Source organism: Thermostichus sp. OS-CIW-31 (assembly GCF_054060305.1).
This window is the reverse complement of sequence record NZ_JBSSDA010000002.1, coordinates 151,299-175,899: the sequence shown is the minus strand read 5'-3', so window position 1 is coordinate 175,899 and position 24,601 is coordinate 151,299. Positions and strand designations below refer to the sequence as shown.

24 protein-coding genes and 2 pseudogenes are annotated in these 24,601 nt (G+C 59.3%); 11 read left to right on the top strand and 15 right to left on the bottom strand.

Annotated elements, in window-relative coordinates:
- The first annotated feature begins 38 nt into the window (after nt 1-38).
- Nucleotides 39-1,421, top strand: coding sequence for a CCA tRNA nucleotidyltransferase (locus ACVWY9_RS02245; RefSeq protein ID WP_457387372.1), 1,383 nt, complete (start codon nt 39-41; stop codon nt 1,419-1,421).
- On the opposite strand, the gene ACVWY9_RS02240 is transcribed toward ACVWY9_RS02245, so the two are convergent.
- Nucleotides 1,418-2,143, bottom strand: coding sequence for a response regulator (locus tag ACVWY9_RS02240; protein ID WP_414380636.1), 726 nt, complete (start codon nt 2,141-2,143; stop codon nt 1,418-1,420). The two genes, ACVWY9_RS02245 and ACVWY9_RS02240, sit on opposite strands and share 4 nt — an antisense overlap.
- Nucleotides 2,144-2,535: 392 nt before the next feature.
- On the opposite strand from ACVWY9_RS02240, the gene ACVWY9_RS02235 reads away from it, so the two are divergent.
- The 5 genes and pseudogenes from ACVWY9_RS02235 to ACVWY9_RS02215 form a co-directional block, all read left to right on the top strand.
- Nucleotides 2,536-3,438: a 4-hydroxybenzoate solanesyltransferase gene (locus ACVWY9_RS02235; protein ID WP_011434393.1), complete on the top strand. Its 903-nt coding sequence runs from the start codon at nt 2,536-2,538 to the stop codon at nt 3,436-3,438.
- A gap of 180 nt (nt 3,439-3,618) precedes the next feature.
- The gene (locus ACVWY9_RS02230; RefSeq protein ID WP_457387371.1) at nt 3,619-5,136 is read left to right on the top strand and encodes a hypothetical protein; all 1,518 of its coding nucleotides are present in this window, start codon (nt 3,619-3,621) and stop codon (nt 5,134-5,136) included.
- A 136-nt stretch (nt 5,137-5,272) separates the two neighbouring features.
- A complete protein-coding gene (cysE, locus tag ACVWY9_RS02225; protein WP_457387370.1) occupies nt 5,273-6,064 on the top strand; it encodes a serine O-acetyltransferase in 792 nt (263 codons plus the stop codon).
- Between the two features lie 152 nt (nt 6,065-6,216).
- Nucleotides 6,217-7,950 carry a bifunctional phosphoribosylaminoimidazolecarboxamide formyltransferase/IMP cyclohydrolase gene (gene purH, locus ACVWY9_RS02220; RefSeq protein WP_457387369.1) on the top strand — a complete coding sequence of 578 codons (1,734 nt, stop codon included), beginning with the start codon at nt 6,217-6,219 and terminating at the stop codon, nt 7,948-7,950.
- A gap of 101 nt (nt 7,951-8,051) precedes the next feature.
- Nucleotides 8,052-8,235, top strand: a pseudogene (locus ACVWY9_RS02215) (hypothetical protein); the annotation flags it as partial.
- 60 nt (nt 8,236-8,295) lie between these two features.
- Here the strand turns inward: ACVWY9_RS02215 and ACVWY9_RS02210 are convergent.
- From ACVWY9_RS02210 to ACVWY9_RS02195, 4 genes are all read right to left on the bottom strand, one after another.
- Nucleotides 8,296-9,027 (bottom strand): transporter substrate-binding domain-containing protein, encoded by a 732-nt coding sequence (locus ACVWY9_RS02210; protein WP_457387368.1) that lies wholly within the window; start codon nt 9,025-9,027, stop codon nt 8,296-8,298.
- Between the two features lie 79 nt (nt 9,028-9,106).
- On the bottom strand, nt 9,107-9,463 hold the full coding sequence (gene rplT / locus ACVWY9_RS02205; RefSeq protein ID WP_011434388.1) for a 50S ribosomal protein L20: 357 nt from the start codon (nt 9,461-9,463) through the stop codon (nt 9,107-9,109).
- Nucleotides 9,464-9,596: 133 nt separating this feature from the next.
- Nucleotides 9,597-9,797, bottom strand: coding sequence for a 50S ribosomal protein L35 (gene rpmI, locus ACVWY9_RS02200; RefSeq protein ID WP_011434387.1), 201 nt, complete (start codon nt 9,795-9,797; stop codon nt 9,597-9,599).
- Nucleotides 9,798-9,927: 130 nt separating this feature from the next.
- Nucleotides 9,928-11,160 carry a class I SAM-dependent methyltransferase gene (locus ACVWY9_RS02195; protein WP_457387367.1) on the bottom strand — a complete coding sequence of 411 codons (1,233 nt, stop codon included), beginning with the start codon at nt 11,158-11,160 and terminating at the stop codon, nt 9,928-9,930.
- Nucleotides 11,161-11,232: 72 nt separating this feature from the next.
- Between ACVWY9_RS02195 and glcD the strand changes: the two genes are divergently transcribed.
- Nucleotides 11,233-12,744, top strand: coding sequence for a glycolate oxidase subunit GlcD (glcD, locus tag ACVWY9_RS02190; RefSeq protein ID WP_457387366.1), 1,512 nt, complete (start codon nt 11,233-11,235; stop codon nt 12,742-12,744).
- A 61-nt stretch (nt 12,745-12,805) separates the two neighbouring features.
- On the opposite strand, the gene ACVWY9_RS02185 is transcribed toward glcD, so the two are convergent.
- Complete coding sequence (locus ACVWY9_RS02185; protein WP_457387365.1) at nt 12,806-14,692, bottom strand: AAA family ATPase; 1,887 nt, start codon at nt 14,690-14,692, stop codon at nt 12,806-12,808.
- Nucleotides 14,693-14,837: 145 nt separating this feature from the next.
- Here ACVWY9_RS02185 and ACVWY9_RS02180 point away from each other — a divergent pair.
- Nucleotides 14,838-15,021, top strand: a pseudogene (locus ACVWY9_RS02180) (hypothetical protein); the annotation flags it as partial.
- A gap of 73 nt (nt 15,022-15,094) precedes the next feature.
- Here the strand turns inward: ACVWY9_RS02180 and hypB are convergent.
- The 3 genes from hypB to ACVWY9_RS02165 all read right to left on the bottom strand — a co-directional run bounded on the left by hypB (nt 15,095) and on the right by ACVWY9_RS02165 (nt 17,740).
- On the bottom strand, nt 15,095-15,784 hold the full coding sequence (hypB, locus tag ACVWY9_RS02175; RefSeq protein WP_457387364.1) for a hydrogenase nickel incorporation protein HypB: 690 nt from the start codon (nt 15,782-15,784) through the stop codon (nt 15,095-15,097).
- Between the two features lie 35 nt (nt 15,785-15,819).
- A complete protein-coding gene (locus ACVWY9_RS02170) occupies nt 15,820-16,389 on the bottom strand; it encodes a phycobiliprotein lyase (protein WP_457387415.1) in 570 nt (189 codons plus the stop codon).
- Between the two features lie 1,054 nt (nt 16,390-17,443).
- Nucleotides 17,444-17,740 carry a hypothetical protein gene (locus tag ACVWY9_RS02165; RefSeq protein WP_011434379.1) on the bottom strand — a complete coding sequence of 99 codons (297 nt, stop codon included), beginning with the start codon at nt 17,738-17,740 and terminating at the stop codon, nt 17,444-17,446.
- 214 nt (nt 17,741-17,954) lie between these two features.
- Here ACVWY9_RS02165 and ACVWY9_RS02160 point away from each other — a divergent pair, with 214 nt between their 5' ends.
- The 3 genes from ACVWY9_RS02160 (at nt 17,955) to ACVWY9_RS02150 (ending at nt 20,092) form a co-directional block, all read left to right on the top strand.
- Nucleotides 17,955-18,197, top strand: a complete 243-nt coding sequence (locus tag ACVWY9_RS02160) for a Ycf34 family protein (protein WP_011434378.1) — start codon at nt 17,955-17,957, stop codon at nt 18,195-18,197.
- Between the two features lie 146 nt (nt 18,198-18,343).
- Entirely contained in the window at nt 18,344-19,357 is a 1,014-nt protein-coding gene (gene hemF / locus ACVWY9_RS02155) for an oxygen-dependent coproporphyrinogen oxidase (protein ID WP_457387414.1), read from the top strand.
- 39 nt (nt 19,358-19,396) lie between these two features.
- On the top strand, nt 19,397-20,092 hold the full coding sequence (locus ACVWY9_RS02150) for an alpha/beta hydrolase (protein ID WP_457387363.1): 696 nt from the start codon (nt 19,397-19,399) through the stop codon (nt 20,090-20,092).
- Here ACVWY9_RS02150 and ACVWY9_RS02145 read toward each other — a convergent pair.
- The 6 genes from ACVWY9_RS02145 to ACVWY9_RS02120 form a co-directional block, all read right to left on the bottom strand.
- Nucleotides 20,038-21,336, bottom strand: a complete 1,299-nt coding sequence (locus ACVWY9_RS02145; RefSeq protein ID WP_457387362.1) for an RNA-guided endonuclease InsQ/TnpB family protein — start codon at nt 21,334-21,336, stop codon at nt 20,038-20,040. The two genes, ACVWY9_RS02150 and ACVWY9_RS02145, sit on opposite strands and share 55 nt — an antisense overlap.
- Nucleotides 21,337-21,639: 303 nt before the next feature.
- Nucleotides 21,640-22,206 (bottom strand): GDYXXLXY domain-containing protein, encoded by a 567-nt coding sequence (locus ACVWY9_RS02140; RefSeq protein ID WP_457387361.1) that lies wholly within the window; start codon nt 22,204-22,206, stop codon nt 21,640-21,642.
- Between the two features lie 26 nt (nt 22,207-22,232).
- Entirely contained in the window at nt 22,233-23,099 is an 867-nt protein-coding gene (gene thiD / locus ACVWY9_RS02135; protein ID WP_457387360.1) for a bifunctional hydroxymethylpyrimidine kinase/phosphomethylpyrimidine kinase, read from the bottom strand.
- A gap of 173 nt (nt 23,100-23,272) precedes the next feature.
- On the bottom strand, nt 23,273-23,479 hold the full coding sequence (locus tag ACVWY9_RS02130) for a hypothetical protein (protein WP_414522991.1): 207 nt from the start codon (nt 23,477-23,479) through the stop codon (nt 23,273-23,275).
- 528 nt (nt 23,480-24,007) lie between these two features.
- Nucleotides 24,008-24,325, bottom strand: coding sequence for a 2Fe-2S iron-sulfur cluster-binding protein (locus ACVWY9_RS02125; RefSeq protein ID WP_011434371.1), 318 nt, complete (start codon nt 24,323-24,325; stop codon nt 24,008-24,010).
- Nucleotides 24,325-24,582: a DUF1816 domain-containing protein gene (locus ACVWY9_RS02120; protein WP_457387359.1), complete on the bottom strand. Its 258-nt coding sequence runs from the start codon at nt 24,580-24,582 to the stop codon at nt 24,325-24,327. Before ACVWY9_RS02120 ends, ACVWY9_RS02125 begins: the two co-directional genes overlap by 1 nt.
- Nucleotides 24,583-24,601: the final 19 nt, after the last annotated feature.

Genomic DNA, 24,601 nt, shown 5'->3' with positions numbered 1-24,601 from the left:
ACCCCAGGTGTCTCATCTTCATGGAGTTTTGACTGGGAATGACCCTAAGCCCGAGCGAAGCCTTGCTGACGAAGTGGCTGCTGACCTATTTTTACCAACGGCTGCCTTTCCCCCAAGAGTGGCTGCCGCAGAAAAGCTATTGGGTAGGGGGATCCCTGCGGGATGCTTACCTGGCTTGGCTGCGGAGCTGTGCTGCTGGAGATCCCGTTCGCGACGGTGGGATGGAGTCCTCAGCGTCGGTGGATTTGGACCTGATGTGCGCTGTGGATCCCGTGGGCTGGGCAGCGGCAGTGGCGCGACGGCTGGGGGCGGGCTTTGTGGTGTTGGATCCCGAACGGCAGATTGCCCGCATTGTGTTGGCAAAGTTGACCGTGGACGTGGGGCTGCAGGCGGGATCCACCCCTGAGGCGGATCTGAGGCAGCGGGACTTCACCTGCAATGCCCTGGCCTTGGATCTGCAAAGGGAGCAACTGCTGGATCCCACAGGCGGACAAGCCGATATTCGCCAGAGCCGGATGCGCATGATCCACCCCGACAACCTCAGCGCCGATCCGGTGCGGCTGTTGCGGGGTTATCGACAGGCGGCTCAGCTGGGGTTTGTGCTGGATCCGGCTACGCAAGAGGCGATCCGGGAGCGGGCCCCCCTTTTGGCCAACGTGGCGGCAGAACGAGTGCGGGCAGAGGTAGTGGCCCTCTTGGAGGCAGGGATCCCCGGGCTGGCTCACCTACAGGGGGCGGTGGCGGCGGGGTTGCTGCAGGCTTGGCTGCCCCACCTGAAGCCGGAAAGTCCGGGCTTCCCTCAAGCTCAGGCCGTGTGGGAGTGGGCCGGGCGCTGGCAACCGCTCTATCCCCGCACGCTGGCAGAGCTGGCCCAGCCCTTGACATCCTCACGCGAAGGGCGCGGCAGGCTGTTGGCAGTGGTGCTGGCGGCCTTGTTGTGGGATCCAGCGGGAACCGAGGACTCTGTCTTGCTGACACAAACGGCAGAAGGGGTGGAAGCCGAGCTGGAGCGGCTGCGCTTCAGCCGAGCGGAAATGCGGGCCATCCAAAAGCTACACCATCTTCTGCCTCAGCTTCAGCTTCTCCTGACGGACTCCCCCACCCCTGCGCAACAGTGGCGGCTTTATCAACAGGCGGGATCCCTGTTCGGTGGCCTGGCGCTGTTGGCGGTGGCTACGGGCGGCGACCCTCAAAAGCTGGAGTCTTGGCTCAAACGCTACGAAGACCCCCAGGATCCCCTGGCCCATCTGGTGCCCCTGCTGGATGGCCGCGATCTGCTGCACAGCTTGGGGGCCAAACCCGGCCCCTGGGTAGGCCAGTTGCTGCAAGACCTCCAGGAGGCGCAGGCTTGGGGGCAGATTCAAACTCGTGCCGAGGCGCTCTCTTTTGCCCGCCGGTGGCGTGGCCAGCAAAAAGACTAGCCGAAGCGATAGCCGAAGCCGCGCACCGTCACCAAATACTCTGGGTTGCTGGGATCCAGCTCCAATTTTTCCCGCAGCCAGCGGATATGTACATCGACGGTCTTGCTGTCGCCCATGAAGTCGGATCCCCAGACGCGCTCCAGAAGCTGCTCCCGCGTCCAAACGCGGCGGGGGTTGGACATAAACAGCTCCAACAGGCGAAACTCTTTGGGGGAAAAACTCACCTCGACGCCCCGCACCAACACGCGGCACTCCTGGGTAAACATACACAGATCCCCGTAACGGAGCACCGTGGCATCGCTGGCTTGGGCCAGTTGTTGCCGGCGCAACACCGAGCGACAGCGGGCGATCAGCTCCCGCATGCCGAAGGGCTTGGTCAGATAATCGTCGGCCCCCAGTTCCAAGCCCACCACCCGGTCGGTTTCGCTACTTTTGGCCGTCAACATCAAGATGGGAATCGTGTTGCCCTCCCTGCGCAGCAGCCTGCACAGATCCAGACCGTTCAAGCTGGGCAACATCAAATCCAAGATCATCAAATCCAGCCGCTCAGCCGTATGTACCACCTCAAGGGCTTGCCGACCATCGGCGGCCTGTAAAACTTGATATCCCTGTTCTTCTAAAGCCAGGGCAACCGTTTCCCGAATGGCATCCTCGTCATCCACCACCAGCAGGGTCTCCAGATGGGAAGCAGCTTCCTTGGCTTGAGGAAGTGGACCGGTCATGGAGAGGGTTGCTTCCATACAGAACTCCGTTGCGCCTGCACGCAAGTGCTCCGCACCGCCGTCACGAACGCGGAAGCGTCACGTAGCGATAACAGCCTCACAGGGTGAGAAGGGCAAGTGCCGCCACCGTCAACAGCAGCCCCCCGATAGGATATCAAACTTCCAGGGCAGGCCAATAAAGAGAACAGGGGCGGACTGACTTGCACAGGGCCTTGAGACGGCGAATGGAACCGAAAGGATTCCAAAAACCTGCAATTCAGGATGATTGATTTAAGATCTCTAATGTGGAGCCGCCCCTACCCACGCCTCATGGTGCTCTGCACCCCTCCCGCGAACGGCAACTCACGCTTTAAGGACTCTGTCCCGCTGTCGCGATTGGCCGGAAACCGGTTATGTCTGCTTCCCCTTCTGCACTCTGGGCCACCGGCGGAGCCATTCTGCGGCTGTTGCGCTGGCACAAGCCGGCAGGGCGACTGATTTTGATGATCCCGGCTCTGTGGGGAGCTTTTTTGGCCGGACGGGGAACACCCCCTTGGCCGTTGGTCGGGATCATCATTTTGGGCAGCCTGGCTGCCAGTGGGGCAGGCTGTGTCATCAACGATCTTTGGGATCGAGATTTGGATCCGCTGGTGGAGCGCACCCGCCATCGCCCGTTGGCCAGCCGGGAGTTGACCGTTGGCGTCGGGATCCTGATGGCGGTGGTGAGTTTGGCCTGTGCGGCAGGGCTGGCGCTGTTTCTCAACCCGGTTAGCTTTGCCCTCTGTGTGGCGGCGGTGCCGGTGATCCTGCTCTATCCGGGGGCCAAGCGGGTGTTTCCGGTGCCGCAGTTGGTGCTGGCTCTGGCGTGGGGATTTGCCGTGCTCATCAGTTGGACGGCGGTGAGCGGCCAAGATGCCAACACACCCCTGTGGGAAGAGGGGCTGGGCTGGCTGTGGCTGGCCACGGTGTTGTGGACACTGGGATTTGATACCGTCTATGCTCTTGCGGATCGGGAGGACGATGAGCGGGCCGGGATCCATTCCAGCGCCCGTTTTTTCGGGCAGCGGACGCCGACGGCGGTAGGGCTATTTTTTTTGGGCACTGCCATCGCGCTGTTGGGGGTAGGCCTCAGCCTACGGTTGCATGGAGTTTATTTTGTCAGCTTGGCCATCGTCACTGTCCTCTGGGGCCGGCAAACCTGGCAGCTCCACCAAAGGAATGCCTCTCCCACCTTGTACCTGGCCATCTTCGGCCAAAATGTGGTGCAAGGGTTTATTCTGCTGGCGGGGATGATCGGCGGGTCCCTGCTGGCCTGAGGGATCCCCTGGCCTCTCGCATGGCCAGATGCCTCTCTGAAGAACGCCTTGCCCCTCAGCCGACGCTGGGGCTGCCTCTTTGGGAAGGGATCCCGACAAATCTCCGGACTGGCAGGAATCGGCCCAGGGCCATGGGCAAACGGTAGAATGAGACGATTAATTGCAGGATCCCAGCCTCCGATGGCCCCACTGAGCAGCGGTGAGCCTCCCTATGACATTCTTATTCTCTCAAACGGCCCTGGAGAGCTGACCACCTGGGTGCGTCCGGTGGTGATGGAATTGCGCCAGCAACTGCCTCAGGCACGCCTCTCCCTGGTGCTGTCCCCCTGCCCCCATGCTTCCGGGCAAGAGATGAAGATAGCGCAAGCGTTCGTCGACGTGGATCGGGTGCAGGATCCCGATTTTTTTCTGGCTTTTTTGCTTACCGGCCAAACCGAAGAAGCCTGGGATTGGGCCAAGCGAGGGGTGGTGCTGTTTCTGGGGGGGGATCAGTTTTTTGCCGTCTGGATTGCTCGCCGCTTGCGCTATCGGCTGGTGGTCTATGCTGAGCATCAACCCCGTTGGCGGCCTTGGGTACATGCTTTCGCCGTGCGAACCGAGGCCATCAAACGCCGCTACGATGGCGGACGGCTGCTGGGCCACCCTTGGGCCCACAAAATGCACGTTGTCGGGGATTTGATGGCGGATGGCGTAGCCAGCGCTGTCTATTTGCCGGGGGTGCCCCTTTCCGGCTGGCTTGGCAGCAGATCTCCTGCCGCTGCCTCCAAACCCACGGCAGGCTTTTCTTCCCCAACCCAAGCCTTTGGCCTGCTCCAAGATGCATCTCCCAGCTCCATCGGCGAGGGGGAGCCTGTAAGAACTGCGCCAGAGAGAGTGGGGAACCGCTTCACCGATCGCGTAAGCGGGCCGGAGGCCTTTGAAGAATTGCTACCGCGCGGCTGGCAGCGTCTGAGCGATGAGAACCGCACCCACTATCAGGTGGGGCTGCTCCCAGGCTCCAAGCCAGCCAAGCTCTCCTTGGGGGTGCCATTGGTGTTGGCTGTGGCCGATGAGCTGCGACAGATGCTGCCGAATGTCCGCTTTGTGATCCCGGTGGCCCCAGGACAAACCCCCCAGTCGTTGGCAGCCTATGCCCATCCCAAGCTCAATCCCGATATGGCTTTGATCTATGGCACCTCAGCCATTCTGGAGCAGACCAATCTGGGATCCCAGTTTGTTACCCCCTTTGGCAGCACGGTGCAATTGTGGACAAGCTTCCCTGCCTATTCTGTGCTGGCCAACTGTGATCTCTGTCTGACCACCATTGGCGCCAACACCGCCGAGCTGGCCTATTTGGGGGTGCCGATGGTTGTGGTGATCCCTACCAACAAGCTGGAGGCAATGCGCGCCTGGGATGGGATTCTTGGCCTGTTGACCCGCCTTCCAGGCTTGGGCACTTGGCTGGCCCGCGTCTTCAATAGGATTGCTCTGCGTTGGCTAGGTCACTTGGCTTGGCCGAACATCTGGGCAGGGCGAGAGGTGGTACCGGAGTTGCGGGGCCACTTGCGCCCGGTGGCCGTGGCCGCACAAATGCGAGTTCTGTTGGAAGATCCCCAGCGCCGTCAGCAAATGCAGACAGAACTGCAGCGGCTGGGGGGAAGGCCGGGAGCCGCGCAAGCCATTGGAGAACTGGTGGCTCAGCAGTTGAGTAAAGGCTAGGGCAGAAGGCAATTTGCTTGAGCTCGACCCAGTGGAGAGTTGCGCGAGGAGCTCCCTTGGCGCGATTGGAGATCTCTCCTTGCTGCCGGCAAAAAGTGCTAAAAGGGGAGTGGAGGTTCCTAAACGGAGACCATTCATGCTGACGGAGGCCGAGCAGTCGGCGGTGGAAAGCCCCAAAACGGGGGAGGGCAATTCTCTCCCTGCTGGCAAGCCGGAGCCAAAACTGGGGTTCTGGCAGCAATTTTGGGAGGATGTTGATTGTGTCTTCGATCGGGATCCGGCAGCACGCAATCGCTGGGAGGTCATCTTCACTTATCCCGGTGTGCATGCTCTGTTTTTGCACCGCATCGCCCACTGGCTGTGGAAACGGCGCTGGTTTTTCCTAGCGCGGCTGCTCAGCTTCTTGGCTCGTTCTTTCACATTGATTGAAATCCACCCGGCAGCCAAGATTGGGCGGCGCTTTTTCATTGACCACGGCTGTGGGGTGGTGATCGGTGAGACGGCAGAAATTGGCGATGATGTTACCCTCTACCACGGGGTCACCTTGGGGGGTACCTCTTGGAACAAGGGCAAACGTCATCCCACCCTGGAAAATGGGGTGATTGTCGGCACGGGGGCAAAGATTTTGGGGCCGGTTCGCATTGGGGAAAAAGCTCGTATCGGAGCCAACGCGGTCGTGATTCAGGATGTAGCTCCCGGCATGACGGTGGTTGGGATCCCAGGCCGTGCGGTCATCCCGCCCCATCAGCGCCGCATCCCCGCCCATGGCATTGACCTGGATCACCATCTCATGCCTGACCCAGTGGGACGGGCTATCGAACAGTTGCTGCACCGTATCCAAGATCTGGAAGCCCAGGTGGCCCGCCTTAACCGGGAGCAGGAACAGGTCCGGCAGGATCAGGTGAGAGGCGAAGCAGAATATTCCTGATCCGTCCTGCTGATGCGAACGATCTGAAGATTTGTCTGAACCAGGTGGCTGGACAAGAGGGTCCAGCTTTCGGGGTATGCTGTGAGAGCGCTGGGCTGGGTATCCCGGCCAGCTTTTTCCTCTGGGCCCTTCTCTACTGGATAACGCCTCCAATGCCCCTTGCTACTGCGCAACGCTGTCGCGAACAGGATTCTGTACCGTTGGCTTTGTTGAGTGTATCCGACAAAACCGGACTGATCCCGCTGGCCCAGTCCCTCGTGCAAGAGCATGGCTTTCAACTGCTCAGCAGTGGGGGAACCGCCAAGGCGCTCTCAGAAGCTGGGATCCCGGTCACCCCTGTCTCTGCCCACACTGGCGCGCCGGAAATCTTGGGGGGAAGGGTGAAGACGCTGCACCCCCGCATCCACGGCGGCATTTTGGCCCGCCTGGAATGCAGCGAAGACCGGGCAGACCTAGAGGCGCTGGGGATCCCTCCCATCCAACTGGTGGTGGTCAACTTCTACCCTTTTGAACAGACAGTGGCCCAGGCAGGAGTGTCTCTGGAGGAAGCTTTTGAGCAGATCGATATCGGCGGGCCCACTTTGGCGCGGGCGGCAGCCAAAAATTATCCCTACGTTACGGTGCTGACGGATCCCAGCCAGTACCCCCAGTATTTGCAACTGCTCTCCGGGGCCTATGGGGAAACAGAGCGGCTGGCGTTTCGCTTCCAGTGTGCTCGTCGGGCCTTTGAGCAGGTGCTGGCCTACGACCGCGCCATCGTCACCTACCTGGCTCGCCTGGAGCTAGCAGGTCCCTCCCAGTCCTCCGCAGCTGCCGCTGAAGACAGGTTTCAACTGCAAGGGATCCTGTGGCAACGCCTGCGCTACGGGGAAAATCCCCATCAAACTGCCACTTGGTATGTGACGGATCCGGCTGCCCCCGGCTGGCACCGGGCTAAGCAGTTGCAGGGGAAGGAGCTGAGCTACAACAACCTGCTGGATCTGGAGGCGGCCCGTGCCCTGGCGGCAGAGTTAACCTTGTTACTCCGCAATGCTGATGCGACGCGGCCCACTGACGGGAAGGGCTCTGTGTCTTCTGGCTCTGCTCGGAGGGAGTTCTTGCAACCTGAACAAGCGGTGGCGGTGGTGGTTAAGCACAACAACCCCTGCGGGGTGGCCATTCGCCCATCGCCGGCTGCCGCCCTCGAGGCTGCCCTGGCTGCTGATCCAGTTTCGGCCTTTGGGGGCATCGTCGCCCTCAACCAACCCTTGGACGCAGAGACCGCCCGACGGCTGGTGGAGCCTTTTTTGGAGTGTGTGGTGGCTCCCGATTGCACTCCAGAAGCGGCTGAGCTACTGTCAGTCAAAAAGAACTTGCGGGTCTTGATCTTGCCGGACTTGTGTGTGGGGCCTGCCCAAACAATCCGCACCCTGGCCGGGGGCTTTCTGGTGCAGGATGCCGATTCACCTGTTGCTCTGCAACGCTGTCGCGACCAGGAACCGACGCAAACCGACAGCCCCCCTTCTTGGCAAGTGGTCACCCAGCGCCAGCCCACACCGGAGGAGTGGGCGGATCTGGAATTTGCCTGGATAGTCTGCAAACATGTGAAATCCAACGCCATTGTCGTTGCCAAGCAGGGACAGACGCTCGGCGTCGGAGCCGGACAAATGAATCGGGTGGGAGCAGCGGAGATCGCTCTCCAGCAGGCGGGATCCCAAGCAGCAGGAGCTGTTTTGGCCAGCGATGGCTTCTTCCCCTTTGCCGACAGCGTGGAGATGGCTGCCCAAGCAGGGATCCGCGCCATCATCCAGCCGGGGGGGAGCATCCGCGATGCCGATTCCATTGCTGCTGCCAACGCTGCCGGTATTGCCATGGTTTGCACCGGCATACGTCACTTTCTGCACTGAGCCCGCCTTTCTGCTCAAGAGAGAAATCTTCCCAAGAGAGACAAAGAGCATGACTCTAGTCAATAATAAGCTCAACTATACTGAAAATAATGTATAATATGTTCAGTACGGATTACTACCAGTTGATCTTTCTGTTTACTTTCGAGTCTGCCAACATGGTAGCCAAAGCAAAGCAGAAAATTGGTAGTAAGACGACACGGAAACTGCGCTTTGGGTATTCTACTCAAAGCTTTGCGGGATACCGCCATTCTGGTTGGAAACAAACAGAATGCTATCGCTGCATAGTTGAACAGTGATGTTCAGCAGTGTTCAGCGTAAATGTATCAGTAGGGAGTATCCTCAACTTTAGGGCAACCCCCAGGCTCTGGCCCGCTCTGCCAGCCAGCCCTCAGCCCGCAAATTCTCCAGTTCTCGGCGCACCCGCAGCCGCAATTCGGCGTGCTGCAGCCCCTTGGGCATGGCAATGCCCAGCCCCACCGTTGCCAAGGGGGATCCCAGAAATTGAAACTGTGGCTCCGCAGCGCTTTCGCGACGGGGATGCTCTGCTAGCCACCCTGCCAGCACCGAGCGATCTGCTGCCCACCCCTGCACCGCCCCTTTCAGGAGCAGTTCCGCCCCTTCTCGGTAGGAATCGACAGGCACCAACTCCACCCCTGGCAGGTATCGATTCAGCAGGGGAATGGCGCTGGAACCGCGCAAGACTGCAACGCGACCGCCCCGCAAGTCCGACCAGCTTTCCCAGTTGTGGGAACGAGCCACAACCAAGCTGGGGCCATCCTGATAGTAAGCAGAAGTGAACTCCACCTGGCGCGCCCGATCCGGGGTAATGCCGATCTGAGCAATGGCCAAATCCACCTGGCCGTCAGCCAGCACCTGCAGCCGCTCTACATTCGAGACCGGCACCAACTCCACAGCCTCTGCCGAGCCCAACAGCCGGGATCCCAGCTCACAAGCCAGCTCGATCTCAAACCCCTGCAGATCCCCTTGGGGAGTGCGAAACCCCAGCGGCCTCAAGTTGTCTTTTACGGCAACGCGCAGCCGCCCAGAATCCACAATCTCCGACCAAGGACGAGCCACAGTAGGGATCCCTCTCCCCAGGCAGGCGAGGGCCAGAATGGCTGCCAGGAAGGACTTCTGGATAGCCGTCGGAACCTCCTCAGGAGGCGCGAGACTGGCGCGCTGCCTCCACCACCTGGGTAAAGGCCTCTGGATCCAGGAAAGCCAAGCGGGCCAACATTTTGCGGTTGAGCTGGATATTGGCTTTTTTGAGACCATCGATGAACTCGTGGTAACGCAGGCCCTGGGCACGGGTGGCCGCGTTGATGCGGGTAATCCATAGGCGACGAAAATCCCGCTTCTTGCGGCGGCGATCCCGGTAGGCGCTGCGCAAAGCCTTCATCACCTGCTGGTTGGCGGTGCGGAACAGCTTTGAACCAGCTCCCCGAAAGCCTTTGGCCAGCTTGAGGATCTTTTTGCGGCGCTTGCGGGCGACATTGCCCCGTTTGACTCTCATGGCAGTAACTCAATAGGAACTTGAACAAACTCAAACTGAAGGGTAGAAGCACTCCGTCCTGCTAACGGGATCGGAACTGCTGTCGCCAATGCCAGCCCCTGAAATCTTCTTGCCGGCGCGAGCGGTATCCCGGCTAGTGGGTGTTGGGCAACATCAGGCGCACATTGACCACATCCCGCTTGTCCACCAGGGCCACACCGGCCAATTTGCGTTTGCGCTTGCTGGTTTTGTGCTCCAGCAAGTGGTTGTGCCCGGCCCTGCGACGCATAAACTTGCCGCTGCCGGTCAGGCGGAAGCGCTTGGCTGCTGCCTTGCGGGTTTTGATTTTGGGCATGATGACAACCCCAGAATATGCGGGGCCAGAGCTAAAGGTCACAGCTTTCTAGGATAAGCCATAGAAGAACAAGAGGGCAAATGCCGAGGACTCCGTTCCGCCGAGGCAAATGACAGCAGTCGAGAAACTCTCAAGAGACCGAGTTTTGCGGCTCCAGCAGCAGCACTTGCCAGCGCAGCAGGCGTTGCAGTTGCTCGAAGCTCAGGGGGCACTCTAGGCCAGCCTGGATCTCTTGGACGGTGCGGATCCCGTCCACCTGTTGGAGAAAGGCGAAGGCTTCTTCGCTCAGGGAGATGGCTTCGTAAGCATAGTTGAAAATGCTCCGCCCCGGCCACAGGCCCAGACAGGGGCTGAGGTGGGCAATGGCTGATGCTACACTTTCCGGGCTTGTCCATTCCCAGCAGCAGATGGGGGGCTTGCCGAGAAACAGCTCGTAGTGGGCCACCACCGGATCCAGCAGCTCGATCAAGCGATAGCGTTCCGGTTCCGGCAGCTGAGCCGCCTGAGCCAGCAGGGCCTCGTCCTGGCCCAACACCCGCTCCAGCCGCCAAAACTCCGGGTTGGAAAAGCGTAAAAACTGCAGTCCAGAAGCCCGGATTAATTCAAACAGAGTCTCGATGGTGTAATTCACTTCCTGGGGGTGCAGGTACATATCGGCGAAGCATTCGTCGTCCACGTTCTCGATGGCCCAGCGGGCCCGTTCTTGCTGCTGGATGCGGTTGGTTTCCGGCAAGATCTCGAAAAGGCGGCGGCCCACCTGGAGACCCCTCTGCAATTGCTCCGCCGAGGCAAGGGTCTGGTGTTCAGAACCTGTTACCAGCAGGCGGATGGCCTTTTGCATGAGGCGGATTTCGTGGCGGCCCAGCTCGCCGTATACAAACAGGTGCAGGATCCCGCCGGGAGCCAATTTGCCGGCCAAAGCCTGCAGCCCCGCTAGCGGATCGGGCAGGTGGTGGAGCACGCCCACGCAGTTGATGAAGTCAAACTGCCCCGGCAGCTGGTCGATGTCGTAGACGTTGAGCTGGCGAAACTGCACCGGCGGTGCCTGGGAAGCCCGACAACGGGCCTCGGCAATCTCCAGGGCGCGGCTGCTCAGATCAAAGGCCCAAATTTCTGCGTTGGGGTTTTGGTGGGCAATGTATTCTGTTCCCACTCCCGAGCCACAGCCCGCATCCAGAATGCGCACCTTGCGCCGACCCGGATGGGATCCCGTACAAAAGGCATGGGCCTGGGGCCAACTCCAGCGCCAATTCCACCCTGGCGGGGGAACAGTGCCGATGGGCTGCGGGGGGAAGGGGTAGAGCTCGTAGAGCTGCCGCACTTGGTTGAGGATTTGTTCGGCGCTGGGGGAGTTGGGCTGCATGGACTATCTGTTGGAGCCAGCAAGACTATAGTGACAATATCCCCCTCCCAAACTCCTGCTGAGCCTACTGTTATGAAAGTGCTTCGCACTGCCAGCGCAAAAACTTCTTCTCATCCTCTGCAAACCGGCCTCACCTTCGACTGGATTAGGCTGACGGCTGAGCTCAAAAAGATTTTGGATCCCAAGCGGGTGATCAACAAGCCAGAGGAGCTGCTGGTTTACGAATGCGATGGGCTGGTCAGCTACCGGCAAAGGCCGGCGCTGGTGGTGTTGCCTCGCACAACAGAAGAGGTAGCGCAGGTGGTGAAGCTGTGCAGCCGCTACCAGGTGCCCTTCGTGGCGCGGGGATCCGGTACGGGCCTCTCAGGGGGAGCCCTGCCGGTGGAAAATAGCGTCGTCATCGCCACCACCCTGATGAAGCAGATCCTGGAAATCGATCTGGACAACCGCTGCATGGTGGTACAGCCGGGGGTCATCAACACTTGGATTACCCAGGCCGTTGCCGCCCAAGGCTACTTTTATGCGCCGGATCCCTCTAGCCAGTCGGTTTGCTCCATCGGAGGTAATGTGGCGGAGAACTCCGGCGGTGTCCACTGCCTCAAGTACGGCGTAACAGCCAACCACATTCTCGGCCTGACGGTGGTGCTGCCGGATGGGGAGGTGGTGTGCTGGGGAGGCAAGATCCCGGAGATGCCCGGCTACGACTGGGTGGGGCTGTTTGTGGGATCCGAGGGCACCCTGGGCATTGCCACCGAGATTACCCTGCGCTTGCTCAAGGCCCCGGCTCAAGTGCAGGTTTTGCTGGCAGACTTTGACAGTGTGGAAGCGGCGGGATCCACCGTCTCCGACATCATTGCTGCCGGGATCATCCCCGCCGGCCTGGAGATTATGGACAACTTCAGCATCAATGCCGTGGAGGATGTGGTGCAGTTGGGCTACTATCCGCGGGATGCGGCGGCCATTTTGTTGGTGGAGGTGGATGGGCTGGAACTGGAGGTGGAAGAAGCCAGCCAACAGGTGAGGGCGCTGTGCTTCAAAAATGGGGCGCGACAGGTGCAAGTCGCATCCGACCCGGAAGAGCGGGCGCGGGTGTGGAAAGGACGTAAGGCAGCATTTGCCGCCATGGGCAAGCTCAGCCCCAACTACTATGTTCAGGATGGGGTGATCCCCCGCAGCCAGCTAGCCTTTGTCTTGAAGGAAATCGAGCGCCTCAGCCGTGAGTACGGTTATCCGGTGGCCAATGTGTTTCACGCTGGCGACGGCAATCTGCACCCCTTGATCCTCTACGACGAGTCGGTGCCGGGATCCCTGGAGCAGGTGGAGAAACTGGGGGGCGAGATCCTTAAGCTCTGCGTGCGCTTGGGGGGCAGCATCTCCGGCGAACATGGCATCGGGGCAGACAAACGCTGCTACATGCCGGAAATGTTTACGCCTGCGGATCTGGAGAGCATGCAATGGGTGCGGCAGGTGTTCGACCCCCAGCACATCGCCAACCCCGGCAAGATCTTTCCCACCCCCCGCACCTGCGGTGAGTCAGCCCACGCCCACAGCCAACCAGAATGGCAAGGGATCCCAGTCTTTTGATTTTGAAAGTTTGAAGGTGCTCCGAACCGCTGGCGTGATGGGAATAGCCCTCAGGCTGGGATCAGCCGGCTTGGCGTTGCTGCTGCAGCTCGGCAAAGGCTCGACAGAAGTCTTCCTGTTGGATGACCAGGGTTTTGGCATCCACCGCCTCGGAAGTGGCGCGGTGGCGGCGGATGGCGGCAATGGCGGCGCGGTTGCTGAGCAGGGCCAGGTCGGCACCACTCCAACCTTCGGTCTGCTCGGCCCACCCCTGTAAGTCCACATCAGGCCCCAGGGGACGCTTGCGGTTGTGAACGGCCAAAATTTCCCGTCGCCCGCTGCGATCCGGCAGCTCCACGCTCAGGTGCAGCTCCAACCTGCCGGCCCGAGTGAGGGCGGGATCCAAACTGGCTTTGCGGTTGGTGGCGGCCACCACCAACACCCCCTGGCTGGGGCGGATCCCGTCCAGCTCTGCCAGCAGCTGCCCCAGAACGCGGTCGCTGACCCCACTATCCCCGGAGTAGCTTCCCCGCGCCGGGGCGAGGGTGTCGATCTCGTCGATGAAGATGACACAGGGGGCACATTGGCGGGCGCGGGCAAAAAGTTCCCGTACCGCCTGCTCGGAGGATCCCACCCATTTGCTCAAGAGCTCCGGGCCGGAGACGGCAATGAAGTTAGCCTTGGCCTGGGAAGCGATGGCTTTGGCCAACAGGGTTTTGCCAGTGCCAGGGGGGCCGCTGAGGAGGATGCCCTTGGGCGCTTGGGCCTGAGCCTGCTCGTACAACTCAGGGTGCAGCAGGGATCCCTCGATGGCCTCTTGCAAAATCTGCTTGGCGTGCTCCAGGCCGCCAATTTGATCCCAGCTCACCTGCGGGGATTCAATCTCCACCGAGCGCAGCACCGCCGGCTTCACCTGTTGCAGAGCCTGTTGAAAATCTGCCGCCGAGACCGTCAACGAGTCGGGGATGGGGGATCCCAAATCGGGCACCTGCCGCCGCAAAGCCGCATAGGCTGCTGCCTGGCACAGGCCCCGCAGATCTGCCCCCACAAAGCCCAGCGTCTGATCCGCCAGGCTGTCCAGATCCACATCCTCCGCCAAGGGCATGTCGCGGGTGTGGATGGCCAAGATCTCCCGCCGCCCCTCCCGATCCGGCACCTTGAAGATCACCTCCCGATCAAAGCGCCCCGGTCGCCGCAGAGCCGGATCCAGAGCCTCGGGCCGGTTGGTGGCTGCCAGCACCACGATCCCCTTTTGGGCCACAAACCCGTCCATCAGCCCCAGCATCTGGGCCACCAGGCGTTTTTCCACCTCCCCCTCGACAGTGGCGCGGTTGGGCACTAGGGCATCGATTTCGTCAATAAACACCAGACAGGGAGCCGATTTGGCTGCCTTTTCAAACAGTTGCCGCAGGCGCGCCTCCGCCTCGCCGTAGTACTTGCCGATCAGCTCCGGGCCGACAATGGCGATGTAGTTCACCCCCAGGCTCTCGGCCAGGGCGCGGGCCGTCAGGGTTTTGCCGGTGCCGGGGGGGCCTACCAACAACACGCCGCGGGGCGGATCCAACCCCAGCTTGGCCAGCAGATCGGGCCGCTTGAGGGGGATCTCCACCATCTCCCGCAGCGCTTGGAGCTGTTCCCTCAGTCCCCCCACATCCTTGAGGCGTGGCCCAGCCCAAGACTCTGGGCGGTCGGCAGAAGTTGCTGGCGGGTCGGGCACAGCGGCCTTGGACGGTTCCTGGAAGCGAACCGCAGACATCACTTGGGGCTCGCTGCTCCAGGGGGGATCCCCCGTTTGGGCAGGGCTGCGGCGGCGGGGGATGGAGCCGGAAGGGGGAATAGAACTGCCCAGAGGACGGGCCTGGATGCGGACTTCGGTTCGCAGCTCTCCACTTTGCTTTTTCTCGTCCAGCTTCTGAGCCAGCTCGATCAACTGCTCAATGCCCTGTACAAAGTCACTTAAATTGGCCATAGCCGGGATTTTCCATCCACACAAGTTATCTGCAAATTGACCCGCCAGAGGTGCTAACTCATCCCCTGCCTGGCCAGCTCAGGTGAGGAGAGCATGACTCTAGTCAATAATAAGCTCAACTATACTGAAAATAATGTATAATATGTTCAGTACGGATTACTACCAGTTGATCTTTCTGTTTACTTTCGAGTCTGCCAACATGGTAGCCAAAGCAAAGCAGAAAATTGGTAGTAAGACGACACGGAAACTGCGCTTTGGGTATTCTACTCAAAGCTTTGCGGGATACCGCCATTCTGGTTGGAAACAAACAGAATGCTATCGCTGCATAGTTGAACAGTGATGTTCAGCAGTGTTCAGCGTAAATGTATCAGTTCCACGGCTAGATGCTCAGTATGATACCCTTCACTGCGGCTGCCGTCGGTGTTGGGCAAGGAGAATCTGCTCTCGGATCCAGCCCAGCCAGGGCTCCAGCCCGTCACCCGTCTTGGCAGAAAGACAAAAAATCAGCACAGAAGGGTTGATCTCGCGGATATTGGCCTGGATCCGATCCAAATCCACCTCCAACACAGGAACCAGATCCACTTTGGTGATCAGCAGACAATCCGCCTCTCGAAACATGATTGGGTACTTGAGAGGCTTGTCTTCCCCTTCTGTGACGCTGAGCAGGGCTACCTTGGCGTGTTCCCCCACCTCAAACTCCGCCGGGCAGACCAAGTTGCCGACATTTTCCACCAGCAGCAAATCCAGTTGTTGGGGATCCAGCAGTGCTTCCAATTGCTGCAAGCCCCCGGCCACCATGGCCGCATCCAAATGACAGGCCCGCCCCGTGTTGATGGCAATCACCGGGATCCCGTAGCGACGCAACCGCTCCGCGTCCAGTTGGGTCGTCATGTCTCCCTCGATCACCGCCAGGCGCAGCGAGCCGGCAAGAGCGACCACGGTTTTCTCCAGCAAAGACGTCTTACCCGCCCCCGGCGCGCTCATGAGGTTCAGACAGGTTACTCCCCAGGCATCAAAATGCTCCCGGTTGTGGTCGGCCTGGTGTTGATTGGCGTGGAGCAGGTCAATCCCCAGATCCAAGACTTGGTGCATGGCACAACCCGTGTTGCGGTTGAGGAGAAAACGCTCTAGCTGCGGAAAGGGCTGGATTCGGCCACCGTAGGGGTGGGAGAAGGGCCGGCGGAGAGTTTACGCACCTCTGAGCAGAAAGAGGCCATGCTGAAGCCGCCGAACCGCTTGACAGTGCTGGCCCGCAGGCGCAAGTTGGGGCTGGCAAACCAAATGCGCTCTTCCGACTCAGTCATCTCATACTGGGTGTAAAGGGTAAGGGCGCCATCGGATCCCATGACATAGGTACTGGCCACCGGCACTTTCTCGGCGTAGCCCTGATCCCGCAGCAACTGCCCGCGCATGGGATCGGTCTCATCGGGGATAGGTACCAGCACCACATCTCCCTTGTACTCTTCGTTGTCCCACTCCTGCTCGCCATCCCACCGCACCCGCGCTGCTCCCACAGCTCGTCGGGGATCCACCCTGAACAACTCGCAAACCCGGATGACTGCTGGATCGGTTGCCGCAAGGGTGGCAATTTGTAGCCGCGACCTCCCACCCTCAGAGCGGCGAAAAGCCAAGTGATGGCTGGTGCGTTGGCACATCCACTCCCCAGCACTGAGGGCGAAAAACTCCATTACGGTCATCATGGCCGACGCGGATCCTCATCGATGGAACAGGGTTTGCCGATCTTAGCTTGCAGAGCAACTCAACGATTTAGCTAACGGTGGTGCGGGGGCAATCAGTCCTGCGCTCTACCCGCAGGGTAAGCACCGGGATACAGGGATCCCCACCATACCCCTGAGCGAAATCTGTAGCAAAACCTACTTATGCTGGTGTAACCTACAAGCACCGGATTGATCCAGATGCCTCCCAACAAGCCGCTCGCGTCAGCGGGACGGAGGCCTTGCTGTTGGCGTGGCTGGAGATTGGCCGGCGCGTATACAACTACACTTTGCCGGAAATCAACGAGTGGATAGCATCTTGCTCTTGGCCGGTGGACAGGGGTTCCTGGGTGCAGGAGTCCATCCTGTCTGCCGATGCACCGTTCCCTGGGATTAGACTTGTTTTGCGAGCTGGCAGTAGCCAGGGAGGCTGGGGAAGGGAAACTGCCTGTTCAGTCGGTCTGTCGGGGGTTGTAGACCCAGACAAGTGGCGTGGGGCAGGAATGCCCGACCGCGAGGTAAGGACTCCGTCCTGCTGACGGGAAGGGTGGCCCGCGCTCTGTCCACAGGACGAGCGCCGGGAGGATGTCACCATACTCCCCTGCCCAAAGGCAGAGGATTCTGGCTCTTGGTTCCAAGACAGCACTTGCCGTATCGGGTTGCCCCTTTACGACAGCGGTGCCCATCTCCCCAAGCGGGGCAGTTCCCTTCTGCCCTAAGTACCGTTGAAGAGAAAGGGCAAAACCTATTCAGGTTGCTTGCGTAGTCGCCGGACTACCGGGTTTTTTAAGTGGTTGACTACTCTACTACTGGTCTAGAGTACAGCACAAAAGCTGCCGTGAACGGCAGGGCTTTAGACCCAATTCTTTGGTAAAACAATTGCCAATAAAATGCCAATAAAAGGCTACCCGCTTGCTCGCCTTGCAGGGGCCAACTCAAGCGCTAGACCAAGAGAGCCAAGGTTTTTTTAACTCAGCACAGGTGTCTTTGGGGCAAGGGATCCATCCGACAAGCGCCAACCGACTGCCAGTTGTTTCTAACTGACGGCCACGGGCGACTTAGCGGCAGCAGCAGCGCGATTTTCCTCTTCCTCAGGAGGGACAACGGCAAACTCGATGTGATTGAGCAGGGTGGTCACGAAGGCGAAGAGCAGGAAAGGCAGGGAGATCACCAAAATCAGAGCAATGGTGAGAAAAGCGTAGAGGGGGCTATTCATCAGGGAGAGGGCAGCGGCCAAGCTGGCAAAGATGACAATCAGCCAAACGATGATCTGGCCGTAGATATCTCCAAAGGAGAGGGTGCAGGTGAAGCGGTAGCGGGTGTGGGTGTTCATGGCAGTTCCTCTGGATAGCCTGGATGGTTCGATCCTAAGGACAGATCAAGCCCCATCCTGAGAAATATGTCGAGATTTTAGACGAGAGACGAGGAGATGCCTCTCTTTGCTAAGAAATATCTCAAGAATCGGCTGAGAAAGAGGGGATCCGCCGTCTGGAAGGAGGCAGGATGCTACCCTCAAGATTGGGAACCGTTTCTTGCAGGCAGCAGCCATGTGTATTTGTATTCACTGCTACTACGTGGATCGCTGTACCACCTACCATGCCGTGGAAGCGCAGCATCAGCAACCTCATCTCACACTGACGCCGGATTTTGAGCCGCAGGGCCCCCAGATCAATGTCAATATCCGCAATGGGGGCACCGAGATGGAATGGGATGTGGTGGGCTGCCAGAGCTTTCGCGAGGAACGGAACAAATGGGCGCGACTTCGTCCCTATGAGGCGGTTCCCACGTAAGATCCAAGAGCGGCCTGGATTTCCAGGGAGTTTCTTGCCCGGCCAGGTTAGAACTCTTCAGTTTGGCAGTTCGGCTCTCCCAGTCTGAGAGGTTTGATGGGGGCTGGAGAGGTTTTTGTCGAGTTTCGAGAGATTGGAAGACTATGATGCTGGCCTCAAGCCCTACAGCGCTGCCAGTGGATGCCCGTCAACAGGTGAGCCAATTCATGCAGCGCCTACAAGATGACATCTGTGCCCGTCTGGAGGCCCTGGACAGAAAAGCCAAGTTTCGGGAAGACCGTTGGGAACGCCCTGGAGGAGGGGGTGGGCGCTCGCGGGTCATTCAGCAGGGAGATGTGTTTGAGCAGGGGGGGGTCAATTTTTCCGAGGTGTTCGGGTCCCATCTGCCCCCTTCGATTCTGAAGCAGCGTCCAGAAGCGGCAGGGCATCCTTTCTACGCCACAGGCACCTCTATGGTGTTGCATCCTCGCAACCCCTATGTGCCGACGGTACACCTGAACTATCGCTATTTCGAGGCGGGGCCGGTTTGGTGGTTTGGGGGCGGGATGGATCTCACCCCCTATTACCTGTTTGAGGAGGATGCGGCCCATTTTCACCGCACCCTCAAGGCAGCCTGTGACCGCTTGGATCCCGCCTACTACCCGGTTTTCAAGATCTGGTGCGATCGCTACTTTTTCCTACCTCATCGCGGCGAGGCGCGCGGCGTTGGCGGCATTTTCTTCGACTATCAGGATGAACGCCCTGGGCTGCTCTATCGGCCTGAAGGCCAGGCGGAAGGGGATCCCGAACAACTGGCTTCTGAGCCACCATCGTTACAGGTGCGGGTGGGATCCCGCAGTTGGGAACATCTTTTCCAGTTGGTGCAAACCTGTGGCGACGCCTTCTTGCCGGCCTATGTGCCGATTGTGGAGCGGCGGCAGGGGATGGAATGGGGGGAGAGAGAACGGCAATTCCAGCTCTATCGTCGCGGGCGCTACGTGGAGTTCAACTTGGTCTATGACCGCGGCACGATCTTTGGACTCCAGACCCAGGGCCGCACCGAGTCGATCTTGATGTCTTTGCCGCCATTGGTGCGCTGGGAATATGGCTACGAGCCCCAGCCGGACACGTGGGAAGCTAAGCTCTACCAGGTGCTCCGCCAGCCCCAGGATTGGGCGTAGGCCGGCCATACCTTGTCTCCGCCTTTGAGGATCCGCTGCGTGCCTTCTTCTTTGCCCCTCACCTACCGCTTTCAGCCGCCTCGACAGGTCGGCTTGGGATCCGCACCTGTGTTGGTGATGCTGCACGGGATCGGCAGCCACGAGGGGGATTTGTTCCAGTTGGCCCCCTATCTGGATCCCCGGTTGGCGGTGATTAGCTTGAGAGCCCCTATTCCTTGGAGTGTGGGCGGGTTTGCCTGGTTTGAAATGGCCTGGACGCCAGAAGGGCTGGTGGGGGATCCCCAGCAAGCGCGCAATAGCCTCCAGCTCCTGAGCCGCTTTCTAGAACAGACGCTGCCCAGTGGGATCCCGGGTATTGCCCTGGATCCCAGGCAGGTGTATTTGCTGGGGTTTAGCCAGGGGGCGATCATGAGCCTGTACTTGGCTCTGACCCAGCCGGAGAAGCTGGCGGGGGTGGTGGCAATGAGTGGGCGCCTATCTCCAGAGATCCTGGCCGAGGCGGTGGAGCCGGAGCGGATGAAACACCTGGCCATCCTGGTGGTTCATGGCACTGCTGATGCTGTTTTGCCGATTGCTTTTGGCCGTCAGATCCGGGATTATTTTGCCCCGCTGCCACTGAACTTTACCTATCGCGAGTACGAGATGGGCCATGAAGTTTCCCCGGAGAGCCTGCGGGATATTCAGGTGTGGTTGCAAAACCTGTTGGATAGGAGAGATTCGGAAGTGAAAACGTAAACTACCCGACTCCGACCGCTGAAGCGGTACGGAGCGGGCTTTCGGTAGCCCTGCAGTTGGCAAGCCAACCACGAACCTCTAGGCTGGTTTACAGCAGCCCCCAAAAGCGCAATCACATTCGCACCATTCAAATCCGCATCCCCTTCCCATCCACAGTGTCCACACTTAAACTTCTTTCCACTGCGGTAGGATTGCGCAGGGTCGGGATGAATGTGCAAACACCGGTGGCAGGTCTGCGACGTGTAGGCAGGCGGCACCAGAATCAAAGCAACCCCTGCACGCAGAGCCTTGTACTCCAAAAATTGACGGAGTTGATAAAACGCCCAACTGTTGGCCCTGCGCCGTTCAGTTTTACTGCGGGGTTGTTGGTTGATGCGCTCCCGGATCCCTGTCAGGTCTTCCAGGGCGATAGCGCTGTTGGTAGCTTTTGCCCTAGAGACAATAGCTTTAGAGATGCGATGATTGACCCACGTTTTTGCTACGCAACGCTGACGCGACTGAAAGCGCCTCTCCTTGCCAGACAGCCGTTGCAACAGTTCTCTGCATCTGCGCCGCGAACTGCGTGTGCCCTTACTGGCTTTGCGCTGGAGTGCCGCCCTCAGCTTGGAGTAGTGGTCTCGGACTCGGTTCAACTGCTGTCCATTCCAGTTATCCCCCTCTGACGTATGGGCAATATCTGTCCTTCCCAAGTCCACCCCCAGCACTCTACCCGTGCGTTGCGGTGGGGATGGCTCCGCTTCCACACAGATCTGAATAGAGTAGGAGCCGTCTTTACGCTTGACCAGAGTGGCCGATTTGGGATTGGAGCCCGCCAGCCGTTCTCTCTGGTAGCGGCCAATCGCCAGCTCAAAGCGCTCCCGACCCTCCACCGTGGTCAGCGACACCGTCCAGTCTTTCTCGCGGAACGAAAAGATACGTGCATCGTAGGTAGCGAAGCCACCCTTGAACGCTTTGACGGGGCGGTTTTTCTGTTGGGCAACTTTACGGGCGCCGGCCAGCCGTCTGCAGACCTGCTGGTCGCGTAAGCGGGACGTAGTCCTTGCCAAGTTACTGGACAAGTCGAACCGGGCGCGGATTTCGCGGTAGCACAGAGACTGAAGCTTAACGGCGTTGACGACTTTCTCCGGCGTGTTCTGGTTGACCCAATTCAAGGCTTGGCCAAAAGCCTCCAAAGTCGCGTCCAATTTGGCGGCTTGCGACGGGGACACCTTGAGCTTGCAGGATACGGTCAGGACTTGGGTCATGGTTCTATTGTGACTTCCGCATTCCTCCCGACACTGACCCTACGGGTACAGTGCGGGGCTCCTGCGATTTCTAGCTGAAGAAGTTTGACCCAATTGGGATGACCCTAATTCAGGTGTGAGCAAGGCTGTGCAGCACTTAGCAAGCTCCTCAATGGCACAGCTCCGGTTCTCGCCATCTTCAGGGTTTCGAGGGGCAAGTGATAGGGATCCCTGCCCCATTCAGTTTTCCGGCTCTCCTTCGGGTTCGGATGTCAGAATATGGTGATTAATTGTTAAAGCGTTAAAGCCGGGCAGAATGAGCACTTAGTACCGATGCTCCCCTACCCAGAGGCCAACCAATGCTGCCTTGCCCCAGGGATCCACTTTCACTTCTGCCCGCGTGGCTTCAGGGTAACGCCGAATATCCTCTTCCAAGGCATCTCCAATCGCTTCGGGAATAAAAAATTCTTCGATTCCCAACTTGAGCTGCTGCCCGTCAAACCAGCCTCGCAGCACTTTCTCTTCAGGCTGCAAATCTTTGGGCATCTCCCGGCTGACACCGATTGCTCGCCAAGGTTGAGTGGGATCCCCTGCGGGGGGAGCTAAGCGCAGATAAAGGATCCCTGGCGTCTCCAAATCAGGTAACCAACCCGGCAGTTGCTCTAGGGTGGAGCGTCGAGCGACGACGTAGCCCAAGGTCACGTACCGGCCCCGCAAAAGGTCATAGGGATCCACGGGGGCCGTTTGCAGGTAGATCGTGGTTCCGACAGCGAGGGTCAACGCTTGCCGAGCCGGTATCAGCAGAACGATACCCAGCTGCAGCAGTAGGGGTAGCCAAAACCGCCATTTGGGCAGGGATCCCTTCTGAGAAAGATTCGACGGGCTAGCCATAGCAGCCAGAGAGAGTGACCTCTCTCTTATGGCACAGGTTTGCCAATCCCGGACAGAAGCGGGTAGAAGTGCCCCACCGGCCCCTGCCCTGACCCGATGGCCAAAGGATGTCGCAGCGCTTCTGTTACATAGGCTTTGGCCGCCACCGTGGCCGCCAAGGGATCCCTGCCCCAGGCCATCTGTGCTGCAATGGCCGCCGAGAGGGTACAGCCGGTGCCGTGGGTGTGGCGGGTGGGGATCCGCTCTGTTTTCAGCACTTCCAGTCGCTCGCCATCGAACCACACATCCACCCCCTGCAGTTCCCCCGGCATACCCCCACCTTTGACCAACACCGCTCCACAGCCTAAGGCGTGAATCTGCTGGGCCGCCGTTTGCATATCTGCCAGGGACTGCAGCTCCAGCCCCGTTAAAATTTGCGCCTCATAGCGATTGGGGGTCAGCACCTGGGCCAAGGGGATCAGCCGCTCGCGGATGGCCTGAATGGCCTCATCTGCCAACAACTTCGCTCCCGTGCGGGACACCATCACCGGATCCACCACCAGAGGCCGCAACGCCCAGCGCTCCACCTGACGGGCTACCTCCAGCACGATCTCGGCATTCAGCAACATGCCCGTCTTGATCCCTTGCACCCCGATATCCTGCACCACGGCCTCAATTTGGGCGGCCACGGCTTCGGGGGGCAGCGCATCGACCCGGCTCACCCCAAGGGTATTTTGGGCAGTCACGCAGGTCAAGGCAGAGGTACCGTGTACCCGTTGGAAAGCAAAGGTGCGCAAATCCGCTTGGATCCCTGCCCCTCCACCACTGTCGGATCCAGCGATGGTGAGGGCGACAGGGGGGTGCTGCTCGGCCAGCAGTGGAGCCGGAGTTGGTTCAGATGCAGAGACAGACATTGGCCAAACGACAAAAATGGGCAAGGGTACCGATAGCCATTTCCATCAATCAATATGAACCATCTCTTTAACGTAGCAATGAAACTGTTGGTTCTCGATTGGTCTGAGACCACTGGGGTATTGGGAAAACTCTTGCAGACGTCTGTCAAGAAGCTGACTAAGAGTGAGTTGTCCTAGTCTAAATCCGAGTAGCCCTCATCAGTGGTGGCGACCACCTCAACCCAGGCTTGATTCCCTTCCACCGCCGTCAAGCTCCAGCGCAGAAGCCGAGCCGGCTGGCCCAGCTCCCGGTCAACTTGCTGACAGAGGGATTGCTCCAGTTGCGGGGCAGAGAGAGGCGAGCTCAACGGCAGAGATAGGTGCAACAAATGCAACTTCACAGGAGTCGAGAACTGATCTCGCCAAGGAAACAGACTTACTTGCGATAACTTCTAACACTAAGAATCCAACAATATAAACTAATGTAGTATTTTCAGATTAGGCTGAGACAGCCGGGCTACTGAGAAAAACCTTTTGGGCCCCTGCATTATTGCTCCGCAACGCTATTGCTCCGCAACGCTGACGCGAAGACGCGACCAAGGTTTTAGTTGTGGGTACAGTGTCCTAGTTTGAATCGAAATGACTACAACACCTAGTGACATACTCCCGACCCCGACTGCTGGCAGTACGGAGCGGGCTTCTCGCTTCATCGGGGAGCCTACGCAAGAACCCTCCACGAGCAGACACGGAATGTCCTACCGCGTAGTTGCACCAGATTCCGGCAAAAGCCGTTTTGTGCAACTACTCCTATCATACACCATATGGGGGTATCTGTATCCCGGCACTGACCCTACGGCTACAGTGCGGGGCTTAGCTACCCCCACACCCCCATAAGCTAACAAGTAGACCTGAACAGAAATCCGGCACGGTTAGGAGCCAAACTGCAAACGGTAAACCTCCTCCTCTTGATCGGTCTCCACCTCCAAATCGGAGGTAGCATAGGCTACACACAGCAGCACAAACCCTTGGGCCTGCAGTTCTGGCCCAATCCCCATTGCCTCTGTCTGAGTCACAGATCCCGACTTCAGCCGCCCCGCACAGGTGGTGCAAACCCCCGCCTGACAAGAGGAAGGTAGCTCTATCCCGTGTTCAAGAGCAGCTTGTAAAACCGTCTGATCCGCAGAGGCAGGGAAGCGGTAGGTTTGGCCGCGGTGATGAAGGGTTACTTGATAAGCCGTAGCAGACATCAGGAACAGGCTCCCGACGGGGTACGGGTCACCGTCAGAGACTGTGGCTGGCGCATTTTCTTCACCAGAGCCTGGATCTTTTTGGCTCCTTCCTTTTGCAGGTCGGCGATGTAGTGGCCTTTGAGCCGCTCTGCCTCGGCTTCATCGGAGAAGGGGCCGTAGTAGTAGGTGCAGTCCTCGGTGGTGATCTCGATCCAGACCGATAGGCCGCGCAGCTTATCCAACAGATTGGCCAAAAGGTTGCTCACGGGATCCATCCCCCATTATCAAGTCTAG

Excerpts from the sequence above, each read along its gene's own strand:
- purH (WP_457387369.1), top strand. The coding sequence starts at position 6,217 with ATGCCCCTTGCTACTGCGCAACGCTGTCGCGAACAGGATTCTGTACCG.
- thiD (WP_457387360.1), bottom strand. The coding sequence starts at position 23,099 with ATGTCTGTCTCTGCATCTGAACCAACTCCGGCTCCACTGCTGGCCGAG.
- ACVWY9_RS02230 (WP_457387371.1), top strand. The coding sequence starts at position 3,619 with ATGGCCCCACTGAGCAGCGGTGAGCCTCCCTATGACATTCTTATTCTC.
- rplT (WP_011434388.1), bottom strand. The coding sequence starts at position 9,463 with ATGAGAGTCAAACGGGGCAATGTCGCCCGCAAGCGCCGCAAAAAGATC.
- glcD (WP_457387366.1), top strand. The coding sequence starts at position 11,233 with ATGAAAGTGCTTCGCACTGCCAGCGCAAAAACTTCTTCTCATCCTCTG.
- rpmI (WP_011434387.1), bottom strand. The coding sequence starts at position 9,797 with ATGCCCAAAATCAAAACCCGCAAGGCAGCAGCCAAGCGCTTCCGCCTG.
- ACVWY9_RS02165 (WP_011434379.1), bottom strand. The coding sequence starts at position 17,740 with ATGAACACCCACACCCGCTACCGCTTCACCTGCACCCTCTCCTTTGGA.
- ACVWY9_RS02245 (WP_457387372.1), top strand. The coding sequence starts at position 39 with ATGACCCTAAGCCCGAGCGAAGCCTTGCTGACGAAGTGGCTGCTGACC.
- hypB (WP_457387364.1), bottom strand. The coding sequence starts at position 15,784 with ATGCACCAAGTCTTGGATCTGGGGATTGACCTGCTCCACGCCAATCAA.
- ACVWY9_RS02170 (WP_457387415.1), bottom strand. The coding sequence starts at position 16,389 with ATGACCGTAATGGAGTTTTTCGCCCTCAGTGCTGGGGAGTGGATGTGC.
- ACVWY9_RS02195 (WP_457387367.1), bottom strand. The coding sequence starts at position 11,160 with ATGCAGCCCAACTCCCCCAGCGCCGAACAAATCCTCAACCAAGTGCGG.
- ACVWY9_RS02240 (WP_414380636.1), bottom strand. The coding sequence starts at position 2,143 with ATGACCGGTCCACTTCCTCAAGCCAAGGAAGCTGCTTCCCATCTGGAG.
- ACVWY9_RS02145 (WP_457387362.1), bottom strand. The coding sequence starts at position 21,336 with ATGACCCAAGTCCTGACCGTATCCTGCAAGCTCAAGGTGTCCCCGTCG.
- ACVWY9_RS02140 (WP_457387361.1), bottom strand. The coding sequence starts at position 22,206 with ATGGCTAGCCCGTCGAATCTTTCTCAGAAGGGATCCCTGCCCAAATGG.
- ACVWY9_RS02235 (WP_011434393.1), top strand. The coding sequence starts at position 2,536 with ATGTCTGCTTCCCCTTCTGCACTCTGGGCCACCGGCGGAGCCATTCTG.
- ACVWY9_RS02120 (WP_457387359.1), bottom strand. The coding sequence starts at position 24,582 with ATGGATCCCGTGAGCAACCTTTTGGCCAATCTGTTGGATAAGCTGCGC.
- hemF (WP_457387414.1), top strand. The coding sequence starts at position 18,344 with ATGCTGGCCTCAAGCCCTACAGCGCTGCCAGTGGATGCCCGTCAACAG.
- cysE (WP_457387370.1), top strand. The coding sequence starts at position 5,273 with ATGCTGACGGAGGCCGAGCAGTCGGCGGTGGAAAGCCCCAAAACGGGG.
- ACVWY9_RS02160 (WP_011434378.1), top strand. The coding sequence starts at position 17,955 with ATGTGTATTTGTATTCACTGCTACTACGTGGATCGCTGTACCACCTAC.
- ACVWY9_RS02125 (WP_011434371.1), bottom strand. The coding sequence starts at position 24,325 with ATGTCTGCTACGGCTTATCAAGTAACCCTTCATCACCGCGGCCAAACC.
- ACVWY9_RS02185 (WP_457387365.1), bottom strand. The coding sequence starts at position 14,692 with ATGGCCAATTTAAGTGACTTTGTACAGGGCATTGAGCAGTTGATCGAG.